The organism is Phenylobacterium sp., assembly GCF_046590535.1.
Taxonomy (GTDB): domain Bacteria; phylum Pseudomonadota; class Alphaproteobacteria; order Caulobacterales; family Caulobacteraceae; genus Phenylobacterium.
This window is the reverse complement of sequence record NZ_JBKJTG010000203.1, coordinates 1-11,771: the sequence shown is the minus strand read 5'-3', so window position 1 is coordinate 11,771 and position 11,771 is coordinate 1. Positions and strand designations below refer to the sequence as shown.

General features: G+C 68.4%; 14 protein-coding genes. 7 read left to right on the top strand and 7 right to left on the bottom strand.

Going from position 1 to position 11,771, the window contains the following annotated elements:
• The 3 genes from ACLL81_RS11980 to ACLL81_RS11970 all read left to right on the top strand — a co-directional run.
• Positions 1 to 647, top strand: a 647-nt coding sequence (locus ACLL81_RS11980; RefSeq protein ID WP_411288574.1) for a thymidylate synthase, incomplete at its 5' end; no start/stop codon positions are given.
• Positions 644 to 1,501 (top strand): nucleotide-binding protein, encoded by an 858-nt coding sequence (locus ACLL81_RS11975; RefSeq protein WP_411288573.1) that lies wholly within the window; start codon positions 644 to 646, stop codon positions 1,499 to 1,501. The genes ACLL81_RS11980 and ACLL81_RS11975, both read left to right, overlap by 4 nt.
• Positions 1,491 to 2,012, top strand: coding sequence for a dihydrofolate reductase (locus ACLL81_RS11970; RefSeq protein WP_411288572.1), 522 nt, complete (start codon positions 1,491 to 1,493; stop codon positions 2,010 to 2,012). The genes ACLL81_RS11975 and ACLL81_RS11970 overlap by 11 nt, the downstream gene beginning before the upstream one ends.
• A 1-nt stretch (position 2,013) precedes the next feature.
• Here ACLL81_RS11970 and ACLL81_RS11965 read toward each other — a convergent pair whose 3' ends face one another.
• Positions 2,014 to 2,448, bottom strand: a complete 435-nt coding sequence (locus ACLL81_RS11965; RefSeq protein ID WP_411288571.1) for a DUF29 domain-containing protein — start codon at positions 2,446 to 2,448, stop codon at positions 2,014 to 2,016.
• A 64-nt stretch (positions 2,449 to 2,512) separates the two neighbouring features.
• Between ACLL81_RS11965 and ACLL81_RS11960 the strand changes: the two genes are divergently transcribed.
• Positions 2,513 to 3,424 (top strand): SMP-30/gluconolactonase/LRE family protein, encoded by a 912-nt coding sequence (locus ACLL81_RS11960; RefSeq protein ID WP_411288570.1) that lies wholly within the window; start codon positions 2,513 to 2,515, stop codon positions 3,422 to 3,424.
• On the opposite strand, the gene ACLL81_RS11955 is transcribed toward ACLL81_RS11960, so the two are convergent.
• The gene (locus ACLL81_RS11955) at positions 3,421 to 4,521 is read right to left on the bottom strand and encodes an NADH:flavin oxidoreductase (RefSeq protein ID WP_411288569.1); all 1,101 of its coding nucleotides are present in this window, start codon (positions 4,519 to 4,521) and stop codon (positions 3,421 to 3,423) included. The two genes, ACLL81_RS11960 and ACLL81_RS11955, sit on opposite strands and share 4 nt — an antisense overlap.
• A 194-nt stretch (positions 4,522 to 4,715) precedes the next feature.
• Here ACLL81_RS11955 and ACLL81_RS11950 point away from each other — a divergent pair, with 194 nt between their 5' ends.
• Positions 4,716 to 5,996 (top strand): cytochrome P450, encoded by a 1,281-nt coding sequence (locus ACLL81_RS11950; RefSeq protein WP_411288568.1) that lies wholly within the window; start codon positions 4,716 to 4,718, stop codon positions 5,994 to 5,996.
• Between the two features lie 11 nt (positions 5,997 to 6,007).
• Positions 6,008 to 6,445, top strand: coding sequence for a CHRD domain-containing protein (locus ACLL81_RS11945; protein ID WP_411288567.1), 438 nt, complete (start codon positions 6,008 to 6,010; stop codon positions 6,443 to 6,445).
• Positions 6,446 to 6,448: 3 nt separating this feature from the next.
• Here the strand turns inward: ACLL81_RS11945 and ACLL81_RS11940 are convergent, their stop codons facing one another.
• The 5 genes from ACLL81_RS11940 to ACLL81_RS11920 form a co-directional block, all read right to left on the bottom strand.
• Positions 6,449 to 7,963, bottom strand: coding sequence for a DHA2 family efflux MFS transporter permease subunit (locus tag ACLL81_RS11940; RefSeq protein WP_411288566.1), 1,515 nt, complete (start codon positions 7,961 to 7,963; stop codon positions 6,449 to 6,451).
• Positions 7,964 to 7,972: 9 nt separating this feature from the next.
• Positions 7,973 to 9,196 (bottom strand): acyl-CoA dehydrogenase family protein, encoded by a 1,224-nt coding sequence (locus tag ACLL81_RS11935; RefSeq protein WP_411288565.1) that lies wholly within the window; start codon positions 9,194 to 9,196, stop codon positions 7,973 to 7,975.
• A 4-nt stretch (positions 9,197 to 9,200) separates the two neighbouring features.
• A complete protein-coding gene (locus tag ACLL81_RS11930) occupies positions 9,201 to 9,491 on the bottom strand; it encodes a putative quinol monooxygenase (protein WP_411288564.1) in 291 nt (96 codons plus the stop codon).
• Between the two features lie 215 nt (positions 9,492 to 9,706).
• Complete coding sequence (locus ACLL81_RS11925) at positions 9,707 to 9,997, bottom strand: hypothetical protein (RefSeq protein ID WP_411288563.1); 291 nt, start codon at positions 9,995 to 9,997, stop codon at positions 9,707 to 9,709.
• 103 nt (positions 9,998 to 10,100) lie between these two features.
• Positions 10,101 to 10,796 carry a TerB family tellurite resistance protein gene (locus ACLL81_RS11920; RefSeq protein ID WP_411288562.1) on the bottom strand — a complete coding sequence of 232 codons (696 nt, stop codon included), beginning with the start codon at positions 10,794 to 10,796 and terminating at the stop codon, positions 10,101 to 10,103.
• Positions 10,797 to 10,858: 62 nt separating this feature from the next.
• Here ACLL81_RS11920 and ACLL81_RS11915 point away from each other — a divergent pair.
• A partial coding sequence (locus ACLL81_RS11915) for a hydantoinase/oxoprolinase N-terminal domain-containing protein (protein ID WP_411288561.1) occupies positions 10,859 to 11,771 on the top strand: 913 nt, incomplete at its 3' end.

The following is an 11,771-nucleotide window of genomic DNA, read 5'->3' as shown; positions in this document are numbered from 1 at the left end:
AGCTGCACAAGAAGTCGATCATCCTGGAGCTGCTGTGGTTCCTGCGCGGCGACACCAACGTGCGTTGGCTGCAGGAACGCGGCGTCAGCATCTGGGACGAATGGGCCGACCCCACCGGCGACCTCGGACCGGTCTACGGCAAGCAGTGGCGCTCCTGGGCCGCCCCCGACGGCCGGGTGATCGACCAGATCGCCGCCGTGGTGGAGGGCCTGAAGACCAACCCGAACAGCCGCCGCCACATCGTCTCGGCGTGGAACCCCGCTGATGTGGAGGACATGGCCCTGCCGCCCTGCCACTGCCTGTTCCAGTTCTTCGTGGCCGACGGGAAGCTCTCCTGCCAGCTCTACCAGCGTTCGGCCGACGTCTTCCTGGGCGTGCCGTTCAACATCGCCAGCTACGCCCTGCTCACCTTGATGGTAGCCAAGGTCACGGGCCTGGAGCCCGGCGAGTTCGTCCACACCCTGGGCGACGCCCACCTTTATCTGAACCACCTGGACCAGGCCCGTCTGCAGGTGACCCGCCAGCCCATGCCGCTGCCGGTGATGAAGCTCGCCGACAAGGCCGACCTGTTCAGCTACGGATATGAAGACTTCAAACTGGTCGACTATCATGCCCACCCGCACATCCCCGCCAAGGTGGCCAGGTGAGTTCAAACGGGAAGCCAAGCCTTTTCATCGGCTCGTCGGTCGAGGGTTTGGAAGTGGCCTACGCTCTCCAGGAGAGCTTGGAATACGATGCTGAGCCCACCGTCTGGCCGCAGGGTGTATTCACCCCCACCGCATCGACGCTGGCCGACCTCCTGGAGGTAGCTAGGAAGACGGACTTCGCAGCGTTCGTATTTACGCCGGACGACATCCGAGTGATGCGGCTGGAGCAGGGCGCCACGCCTCGGGACAATGTCGTCTTTGAACTGGGGCTGATGATCGGAGCACGTGGCTCTGACCGGTGCGTCTACGTGATGCCCGACGATGAAAAGCTTCAACTCCCCACCGACCTGCTCGGCCTGACGCCGCTCACATACGTATCCAAACGGCAGGACGCGAACCTGCTAGCCGCGTTGGGGCCAGCTGCAAACAGAATCCGTCGTATGCTTCAGGTGGTCGGCCCCGTGAGCGTGACGGAGGTCGCCAAGCCGTCAGCGCCCCCGGCCGATCCAGTCGATGAGATCGTGCAGTTCATCGGAAAGTGGAATTCTGGAGACCTGCTTGCCGCGCGAGAGGTGCTTCGTGGCGCCGTGCCGATGCACATGATGGAAGACGAAACCGGCGAGGCAACAGCCGCCATGCGTCGTGTGTTCGCCTTCTTGGAAAGCATGGCCGATGGCGTCATCGCCGGTCGGCTGAGTGAGCCCGAAGCTCGTATGGAGTTTGCGGTCCCGCTGAGAGCCGTTTGGGAGCGAGCCTTCACCTACTTGGCGCCGCTGAACGTGGCTGAAGAGTGGTGGCGCCCTCCGCCCAAGATCGAAGTGCTCGACAAGCGTTGGCAGGGCCGTGCCAGTTAGCGCCATCCTCACCGCCGGCCCGATCGCCCGCGCCCGCAACGGCGTCATCGGGCGCAGGGGCAAGCTCCCCTGGCGGCTGAAGTCCGACCTGGCGATCTTCCGGGCGGTGACCATGGGCAAGCCGGTGATCATGGGCCGCAAGACCTGGGACAGCCTGCCCCGCAAGCCCCTGGTCGGGCGAATGAACATCGTGCTCTCCCGCGACGGATCCTTCGAACCGCACGGCGCGGTCGTCTGCGAGGAATTCTCCGAGGCGCTCTCCATCGGTCGCGAACAGGCCGAGGAGGACGGCCAGGCCGAGGTCTGCGTGATCGGCGGCGCCTCCCTGTTCGGCCTGGCGCTCCCCCGCGCCCGCAGGCTCTACCTCACCGAGGTGCACGCCGAGGTGGAGGGCGACGTGGTGCTGGATCCCATCGACGAAAGCCAGTGGCGCGAGGTGCGTTCGGAGCGCCATGAGGCCGGCGACGAGGACGAATACTCCTTCACCTTCCGGGTGCTGGAACGCCTCTGACTCAATCCGCGTCGCCCACCGGCTCGGCCATGGCCTCGTCCCAGGTGAACGGGCACTGCGCGGGAAACCGCTTCGGCAGGCGGCGGGTCTCCTTGGCCGCACGCAATCGAGCGGTTTCATACGCCTCGCGCATGATCTCTTCGATCACGGGCTTTAAGCTGGGGTTCTCCCGCATCACGCGCTGGGCTTCGGAACGCTGCTCAAGGATGCTGAGCATCCAGCTTCGTCCTCGCCGCTCGGGCTGGAAACGCCATTTGAGCAGGTGGGTCAGCAGCACTACGAGATGGCTCCTGAGTTCTCCCCGCTCCTGCCGTCCCATGCTCTCAACCTCCTCCAGCAGGTTTTCCCAGTCGAGTTCGTTGACGCTGCGCCGGCGCAGGGCGTCAGCCTGATCCTTCGTCCAGGCGAAGAAGTCCCATTCGTAGAGCTTGGTCATCGACAGTGGCCTCGGGCCGCGCATTGCGGACATAATGTCAGAAAAGCCGGCAGGGAAAAACGCCATGGACATCGAACTGGTCGCCGAGGGCTTCGAATTCCCTGAGGGGCCCATCGCCATGGCCGACGGCTCGGTGATCCTCACCGAGATCAAGGGCCAGCGGCTGACCCGGGTCACCCCGGACGGGGCCAAGCAGACCGTGGTGGAGACCGGCGGCGGCCCCAACGGCGCGGCAATCGGCCCGGACGGGGCCATCTGGATTACCAACAACGGCGCGGCCTTCGAGTGGCTCGACGTGCAAGGCATGTGCGTTCCCGGCCCGACGCCGGCCAGCCACACCGGCGGCATGATCCAGCGCTTCGACCTCGAGTCGGGAAAGCTGGAGACCGTCTACGACGCCTGCGAGGGCAAGCGCCTGGTGGGGCCCAACGACCTGGTGTTCGACAAGCAGGGCGGCTTCTGGTTCACCGACCACGGCTGCTCGACGCCGGAGGGCCGCAAGCACGGGGCGCTCTGCTACGCGCGCACCGACGGTTCCCACATCAGCCGCCAGCGCGACCACCTGATCTCCCCCAACGGCGTCGGCCTCTCGCCGGACGAGCGCGTCGTCTATGTCGCCGACACCCAGCTCGGCCGCCTGTGGGCCTTCGACATGGAGGCGCCCGGCCAACTCGGCCCGCAGCCCGGCTTCGCCCCCGGCCGGGTGATCTGCAACCTGCCCGGCTACCAGCTCCTCGACAGCCTGGCGATGGAGGCTTCCGGCAAGGTCTGCGTGGCCACCATCATCAACGGCGGCATCACCGCCTTCGACCCCGACGGCGCCACCGAGCACTACCCGTTCCCGGATCTGATCTGCACCAACATCTGCTTCGGCGGCGACGACATGCGCACCGCCTGGGTCACCGCCTCGGCCACCGGCAAGCTCTACAAGGCCCGCTGGCCCCGGCCCGGCCTGAAGCTCAACTTCAACGGCTAATAGAGCGTCGCCATCACGCTGCGCTCGAAGGCGGCCAGTTCGCTGGTGCGGCCCTCGCGGACCTTCACCGCCCACTGCGGGTCCTGAAGCAGGGCCCGGCCCACGGCCACCAGGTCGAAGTCGCCGCGATCCAGCCGGCGCTCCAGTTCCTCCAGCGAGGCGGGCTGGGCGCTCTCGCCGGAAAAGCCCGCGATGAAATCGCCCGACAGGCCCACCGAGCCCACGGTGATGGTCGGCACACCGGTAAGCGTCTTGGCCCAGCCGGCGAAGTTCAGGTCCGAGCCCTCGAACTCCGGCTCCCAGAACCGGCGCTGCGAGCAGTGCAGCACGTCGGCGCCGGCGTCGACCAGGGCGCCCAGCCAGGTCTCCAGCGCCTTGGGCGTCTCGGCCAGCTTCACGTCGTAGTCCTGCTGCTTCCACTGGCTGATGCGGATGATCACCGGGTAGTCCGGCCCCACCGCCTGGCGCACCGCGCGCAGGATGTCGCCGGCGAACCGCGCCCGGCCCGGCAGCGCCTTGGAGCCATAGGCGTCTTCGCGACGATTGGTGCCGTCCCAGAAGAACTGGTCGATCAGATAGCCGTGCGCCCCGTGCAGCTCCACGGCGTCGAAGCCCAGCCGCTTGGCGTTCCCCGCGGCCTCGGCGAAGGCGCGGATGGCGTCGGCCACGTCGGCGTCGCTCATCGCCTCGCCGAACTTCTTTTCCGGCCGCGAAAGACCCGACGGGCTGTCATAGGGGCCCGGCGGCGTCCACTCCGCCTCGCGGCTGCGCACCGCGCCCACGTGCCAGAGCTGCGGCGCCATCACCCCGCCCGCCGCGTGCACCTCGTCGATCACCCGTTTCCAGGCGGCCAACTCCGCCTCTCCGTGGAAGCGCGGCACCTTGGGATCGTTCAGCGACGCCGGCCGGTCCACGCCCGTGCCCTCCGACACGATCAGCCCCACCTCGCCCTCGGCGCGTCGGCGGTAGTATTGCGCCACGTCCTCGGTCGCCACGCCGCCCGGTGAGAACGAACGGGTCATGGGCGCCATGACGATGCGGTTCTTGAGGTGCAAACCCTTGACGCTGAAGGGCTTGAAGAGGGCGTCGGCGGCCATGCGCAGGTTCCGGTTCAAACAACTGTTAGGCGAAGCGTAGACCATCGCCCGACCGCCGCGTCAGTCCAGAAAATCTGCGCCCGCCGCCAGCATTGGCCCCGCGGGCCGCCGGCGACGACTTCCCCTGGCGGCCAATCGGAGCGATGCTATCTGAACGGCGGTCAGAGAGCGCTGACGGCCCGGGAGGACGACCCATGGACGACGGCTCCATCGACGTAAAGCGTGCGGCCCGCGACGCCGCCTACGCCATGCCGCTTTCCGAGATCAATCCGGCCGATCCGGAGCTGTTCCGCACCGACACCATGTGGCCCTACTTCGAGCGCCTGCGGAAAGAAGACCCGGTGCACTGGGCGGTCTCCGCCGAGGAGGAGATCGGCGGCTACTGGTCGGTGACCAAGTACAACGACATCATGGCCGTGGACACCAATCACGAGGTGTTCTCCTCGGAGCCGACCATCGTCCTGCCCGATCCGGCGGAAGACTTCACCCTGCCGATGTTCATCGCCATGGACCCGCCCAAGCACGACGTGCAGCGCAAGACCGTCAGCCCCATCGTCGCAGGTCCCAACCTCGCCAAGATGGAGCCGATCATCCGCGAGCGGGCCGGCGAGATCCTCGACGCCTGCCCCATCGGCGTGGAGTTCGACTGGGTGGACAAGGTCTCCATCGAGCTCACCACCATGACCCTGGCGACCTTGTTCGACTTCCCCTGGGAGGACCGCCGCAAGCTCACCCGCTGGTCGGACGTGGCCACCGCGGCCCCCGACAGCGGCATCTTCTCCACCACCGATCCCGACGGCGCCGAGGCCGAGCGCCGCGCGGAGCTCTTCGAGTGCGTCGATTACTTCATGCGGTTGTGGAACGAGCGGGTGAACGCCCCGCCCAAGCCCGACCTGATCTCCATGCTGGCCCACGGCGAGGCCACCCGGAACATGGACCGCATGGAATACCTGGGGAACCTGATCCTGCTGATCGTCGGCGGCAATGACACCACCCGCAACACCATCACCGGCTCGATCCTGGCGCTGAACCAGAACCCCGACCAGTACGCCCGGCTGAAGGCCGACCCCTCCTGCATCCCGGCCATGGTGTCGGAAACCATCCGCTGGCAGACGCCCCTGGCCTACATGGCGCGCCGCGCCACCCGGGACTTCGAGCTGGGCGGCAAGACCATCAGGCAGGGCGAGAAGGTCGCCATGTGGTACGTCTCCGGCAACCGCGACGAGGAGGTCATCGAGCGGCCCAACGACTTCTGGATCGATCGCCCGCGGGTGCGCCAGCACCTGTCCTTCGGCTTCGGCATCCACCGCTGCGTCGGCAACCGCCTGGCCGAGCTGCAGCTCAAGGTCATCTGGGAAGAGATCCTCAAGCGCTTCCCGACCATCGAGGTCACCGGCCCGCCCCGCCGGGTCCACTCGTCCTTCGTGAAGGGCTACGAGCACCTGCCGGTGATCATCCCCACACGGATCAACTGAAGGAACCTGCCATGCCTCACCTCCCGATCCGCCTCGCGGGCGCCGCCTGCGTCCTGGCGCTCTTCGCCATCCCGGCTTCGGCCCAGGAGGGCGGCCGGCCCCTCGGCGCCAGCCTGACCGGCGCGGCGGAGAAGCCCGCCGCCGGCGATCCGGACGGCGGCGGCGACGCCCGCCTGCGGGTCAACGTCGGCCAGGCCCAGGTCTGCTACGAACTTGAGGTCAGGGCGATCGCGGCGGCCACCATGGCGCATATCCACAAGGCGCCCGCCGACGCCGCCGGGCCTGTGGTGGTGAAGCTCGAGGCCCCCGCCGCTGGCAAGAGCTCCGGCTGCGCCACCGCCGACGCCGCGGTGGTCAAGGACATCCTGCAGAATCCCGGCGCCTATTACGTCAACGTCCACAACGCCGAGTTCCCTGGCGGCGCGGTCCGCGGCCAGCTTAGCAAGTAGCGCTCAGGCCTGCGGCCGGCGCGGCGCGAACGCCACGCTGGCCAGGGCGGTCAACGTCAGCACCGCCACCATGGCCCAGGCCTCGTTGGCGGCGCGGGTGAAGGCCAGGGCCTGCACCATCGGCTCAAGCATGGCCATGACGCCCGGGTCGACGGGATCTGACCCCCGCGCGGTGAACATCGCCAGCGGTATGCCCACCGCCTGCGCGGTGGCCACGTCGCCCGCCTGCAGGTCGGCGATGATCGCCTTGGCGTGGTGCGGCCCGCGGCCGTAGAGCACCGTGTCGATCAGCGCCAGGCCGATGGCCCCGCCCAGGTTGCGCATCAGGTTGAACAGGCCACTGGCGTCGGCCACCTGGTGATCCGCCAGATGTCCCAGCGCCATGCGGGTGGGTGGCAGCAGGCAGAACATGATCGCCGCGCCCCGCACCACCTGCGGCCAGAACATCTCGTCGTAGCCGGTCTGCGGGGTCTCGAAGGCGCTCATGGCCAGCCCTGCGGCGAAGAGAGCGAACCCCGCCGCGGTGAGCAGCCGCGCATCGGCCCGGCGTTCCAGGGCCACCGCGATGGGCGCCATGACCAGCTGGACTACCCCGGTGACCAGCATGATCGCGCCGATCTGCAGGGCGCCGTAGCCGCGCACCGCCGCCAGGAACACCGGCATCAGATAGACCGAGCCGAACAGGCCCACCCCAAGCACGAAACTCAACAGACAGCCGATCACGAAGCCCCGGTCGCGGAATGCTGAAAGCTGCACGATGGGGTGTGGAGCCCTCAGGGTTCGTCGCAGGAAGACGCCCGCCGCCCCCAGCGTCACCGCCAGCAGCCCCAGGATCGGCGCCGACAGCCAGCCCCGCGCCGGGCCCTCCTTCAGTCCGATCTCCAGGGCCGCCAGCGCCAGCGCCATCAGCCCCAGTGAGGCCGCGTCCAGCGTCCTCGCCTCCCCCCAGTTCGGCCGGTGCCGGGGCAGCAGCCAGATCGCCGCGACCGCCGCCACCACGCCCGGGACCACATTGATCAGGAACAGCCAGTGCCAGGAGTAGGTCTCGGTGATCCAGCCGCCGACCACGGGGCCCACGGTGGGCGCCAGCACCGCCAGCACGCCCGCCACCGTGGTGGCCACCGCCTGGCGGCCTTTCGGGAACAACAGGAACACTGCCGAGAACACCGCCGGGATCAGGGTGCCGCCGGCCAGCCCCTGGACGATCCGCCAGGCGATCAGGCTCTCGAAACTGGTGCTGGCGGCGCAGCCGATGGACGCCACGGTGAACAGGCTGAGCGCCGCCACGAACAGCCACCGCATGGTCAGCAGCCGGGTCAGGAACCCGGTCAGCGGGATCGCGATCACCTCGGCGATCAGATAGGCCGTCTGGATCCAGGAGATCTGGTCGGGCGCCACGTCCAGCGCCCGCTGGATCGTCGGGATCGAGGTGGCCACCACCTGCACGTCCAGGATCGCCATAAACATGCCCAGGCACATCATGGCGAACCCGGCCCAGGTGGCGGCGGTCCGCATCATCGGGCTGGGCTAAAGGCCCAGCACCATCTTGGCCATGATGTTGTGCTGGATCTCGTTGGACCCCGCATAGATCGAGGTCTTGCGGTAATTGAAGTACATCGGCGCCACCGTCGCCGCATAGTCCGGCCCGGCGCGGGGCACGTTGGTCTCGCCCCGCAGATGCGCCCAGGTGTCCTCCACGAAGGGCTGCGCATAGACCCCCACCGCCTCCAAGGCGAGCTCGGTGATCGCCTGCTGCATCTGCGAACCCTCCAGCTTCAGCATCGAGGACGTGGCGCCCATGGCCTCGCCGGCCGCGCGTCCGGCGAACACCCGAAGCTCGGTGGCGTTCAGCGCCTCGACCTTGATCTGCACCTCGGAAAGCTTTCTGCGGAAGTCCGGGTCGTCCAGCACCCGCTGGCCGTCATCGGCCCGCTCCAGGCCGGCGATCTTCCTGACCTTCGCCAGCTGGTTGGTGAGCCCGGGCGCATAGGCGTTGCCGCGCTCGAACTGCAGCAGGTACTTGGCGTAGGTCCAGCCCTGGCCCTCCTCGCCGATGCGGTTTGAAACCGGCACGCGGACGTTGTCGAAGAACACCTGGTTGACCTCCTGGTCGCCCTGTGGCGGGCCATCCAGGGTGCGGATCGGCTGGATGGTGATGCCTGGACTCTTCATGTCGAGAAGCAGGAAGCTGATGCCCATCTGGCGGATCGGCTCCTGGCTGGTGCGCACCAGGCAGAACATCCAGTCGGCCCACTGGCCATAGGTGGTCCAGGTCTTCGACCCGTTGAGCACATAGTCGTCGCCGTCCCGCTCGGCCTTCATGGCCAGGGACGCCAGGTCCGACCCCGAACCCGGCTCGGAATAGCCCTGGCACCACCACACGTCGGTCGCCAGGATCTTGGGCAGGTGCTGGGCCTTCTGTTCGGGGGTGCCGAAGGCCATCACCACCGGCGCGCACATGCGGATACCCATGTTGCCGGTGGAGGGCGCCCCGGCCAGCGCCATCTCCATGTCGTAGATGTACTTCTGCGCCGCGGCCCAGCCGGTGCCGCCGTACTCCACCGGCCAGTCGGGGACGATCCAGCCCTTCTCGTGCAGGCGCTTCAGCCAGCGCACCTGGCCCGCCTTGTCGATGTGGCCGTTCTTCGACTGGGTCATCTTCGCGCGCATGTCGTCGTCGAAGTTGGCGGCGATGAAGCTGCGGACCTCCTCGCGGAAAGCCAGGTCCTCGGCGCTGAAGTCCAGGTCCATGGCCCTAGCCCACGCCGTCGAGGTACTCGATCTCCGGCCGGCCGCCCAGCACCCCGGCGAACTTCGGCCCCGCGGCCTTGAAGTAGTCGGTGCCCCCGTGATGGGTGAGCGCGTCCTGGTCCTTGTAGAGTTCCAGGACCTTGTAGGTGTTGGGTTCGGTGCGGCTCCTGGTGAGCTGGTAGGCGACGTTGCCGGCCTCGTTGGCGCGAACCTGCTTGGCCAGCTCGCCGAAGAAGGCCTCGAACTCATCGGCCTTGCCATCCTGGATCTTAAGCGTCGCGATCACACCGATCATGGCCGTCCTCCCAACATCTGTTTGAAAGGCGACGGTAGTCGGCAACACCTCCCCTGTCATCTCTGCTGATCCCCTGCTCTCCCGGTTCGCCGGCGACAAGATGGGCCACGAACCACACGAACCACGCCAGCAGGCAGCGGCACGCCGAGCAGTCGGCCCCGTTCGTGTGGTTCGTGGAAAGCCAGCTAGCTCCGCTTTCGGAGCAGGTGAGGCGCCTAGCTGCGCTCGTTCCAGCCGTAGGCCACCCAGTGGTGGCCGCCCAGGTGGCGGGCTTCGATGACGCCATCGCCGCGCGAGCGGGCGCGGGCCGTGCGCCGCGCCCGCAGCGCCAGGCCGGCCAGGACCAGCAGCGCCGAGGCCATCAGCGCGATCACGGCGACGGTGGCGGCGAAGAACACCGCCAGCATCAGGCCAACCACCACGGCGGCGGCGGTCGCGAGGCTGCCCCCGATCACAGCCAGGCTGCGAAGGGCGGATCCGTGCCGGGCGGCGAATTCTCTCACCATCAGCGTTCCTTCATGCCCCTTATCCAGGGACTATAGAGAATATGTCGCCCTGCGGGTTCCCGTCGTCAACCTCACAGAAGGGTTAACCCGCCGGGATCGCTCACTATGCTGCGCCTTGCAGTGTCATTGCCCGCCTTTCGCGCACCACGGTGTCGAAGGCCGCATTGATCGCCGCGGCCTTGGCCTCGGCCACCTCGATGAACTCCGACGGCAGGCCGCGGGCCCGGGCGCGGTCGGGGTGCGCCTCGGAAAGCTGCGCCTTCCACGAGGCGCGCACGGCCTCGTCGGTGGCGTCGGGCGCCACCCCCAGGATCGTGTAGGGGTCGTCGTTGGCCGCGCCCAGGTGCGTCGCCTTCAGCCGGCGAAAGGTCAGCGGCGACTGGCCGAACAGCTCCGACACCCGCTCCAGATAGCTCAGCTCGTCGGCGGTCACCGCGCCGTCGGAGCCGGCGATGTGGAACAGGCCGTCCAGCACGTCCTCGAGAAGCTGGGGGCAGCCGCCGTAGCGCTTCTTCAGCCGCCGGGCATAGCTCTCGAAGCCGCGGGTGGTCTGGCGGGCCAGGTTGTAGAGCCTGCGCACATTGCCGGAACTCTGCGGCTCGGACTGGAAGACGATGGAGAAGGCGTCGTACTCGCCGGTCCGGGCGTCACCGTCGGCCTTGGCCAGCTTCGCCCCAAGCGCCGTCACCGCGGTGGAGAACGCGGGGTCCTCGCCGGGCAGGCCGGGCGGGCATTGGGCGCAGTCCGCTTCGTCGAGGTTGCGGACCGCCAGCCCAGCTATTTTGCGCCAGAAGCTCATGAGAGTAAGCGGAAGCCATAAGACCGTGGCCGCGCCGTGACAATCATTACCGAGGTTAAGTTTTGGACAGGCGCTTCAGCTTCTGGATCGACCGGGGCGGCACCTTCACCGATGTGATCGGCCGCGCCGACGACGGGTCGGAAGTCTCGCTGAAGCTGCTCTCAGCCTCGCCGGCCTATGCCGACGCCGCCGTGGAAGCCATGCGCCGGGTGCTGGGCGCCGCCCCCGGCCAGCCCTTCCCCGCCCACCGGGTGGCGGCCATCAAGATGGGCACCACCGTCGCCACCAATGCGCTCCTGGAGCGCCGCGGGGCGAAGACCCTGTTCGTCACCACCGAGGGCTTCGCCGACGCCCTGGTGATCGGCGACCAGACCCGCCCCGACCTCTTCGCCCTGAATATCGTCAGGCCAGCGCCGCTCTATGCCGGCGTGGTGGAGGCCCATGAGCGGCTGGACGCGGCCGGCGCCGTGGTCCGCCCGCTGGACCTCGCCGCCCTGGCTGCGAAGCTCAGCGGCGCAGCGGCCGAGGGCTACGACGCCTGCGCCATCGCCTTCCTGCACGCTGACCTCAACCCGGCCCACGAGCTGGCCGCTGGCGACCTGGCCCGGCAGGCCGGCTTCGCCTTCGTGGCGCTCAGCCATGAGGTGTCTCCCCTGCCCCGGTTCATCCCTCGCGCCGAGACCACTGTCGCCGACGCCTATCTGACGCCGGTGCTGCAGGCCTACGTCCGCCAGGTCGCCAACGCGGTGGCCGGCGCGCCGCTCTACTTCATGACCTCGGCCGGCGGCCTGGTCCGCGCCGAGGCGTTCCGCGGCCGCGACGCGGTGGTCTCCGGGCCCGCCGGCGGCGTGGTGGGGGTCGCGCGAACCGCGGTCGCGGCCGGCGCCGGAGCCGTGCTGGGCTTCGACATGGGCGGCACCTCGACCGACGTCTGCCGGTTCGCGGGCGTCCTGACGCGGCGGGACGCGGCGAAGG

Bases quoted from the DNA above. Each gene is read 5' to 3' on its own strand.
- ACLL81_RS11965 (WP_411288571.1), bottom strand. From the start codon at position 2,448: ATGACCAAGCTCTACGAATGGGACTTCTTCGCCTGGACGAAGGATCAG.
- ACLL81_RS11960 (WP_411288570.1), top strand. From the start codon at position 2,513: ATGGACATCGAACTGGTCGCCGAGGGCTTCGAATTCCCTGAGGGGCCC.
- ACLL81_RS11955 (WP_411288569.1), bottom strand. From the start codon at position 4,521: ATGGCCGCCGACGCCCTCTTCAAGCCCTTCAGCGTCAAGGGTTTGCAC.
- ACLL81_RS11950 (WP_411288568.1), top strand. From the start codon at position 4,716: ATGGACGACGGCTCCATCGACGTAAAGCGTGCGGCCCGCGACGCCGCC.
- ACLL81_RS11945 (WP_411288567.1), top strand. From the start codon at position 6,008: ATGCCTCACCTCCCGATCCGCCTCGCGGGCGCCGCCTGCGTCCTGGCG.
- ACLL81_RS11940 (WP_411288566.1), bottom strand. From the start codon at position 7,963: ATGATGCGGACCGCCGCCACCTGGGCCGGGTTCGCCATGATGTGCCTG.
- ACLL81_RS11935 (WP_411288565.1), bottom strand. From the start codon at position 9,196: ATGGACCTGGACTTCAGCGCCGAGGACCTGGCTTTCCGCGAGGAGGTC.
- ACLL81_RS11930 (WP_411288564.1), bottom strand. From the start codon at position 9,491: ATGATCGGTGTGATCGCGACGCTTAAGATCCAGGATGGCAAGGCCGAT.
- ACLL81_RS11925 (WP_411288563.1), bottom strand. From the start codon at position 9,997: ATGGTGAGAGAATTCGCCGCCCGGCACGGATCCGCCCTTCGCAGCCTG.
- ACLL81_RS11920 (WP_411288562.1), bottom strand. From the start codon at position 10,796: ATGAGCTTCTGGCGCAAAATAGCTGGGCTGGCGGTCCGCAACCTCGAC.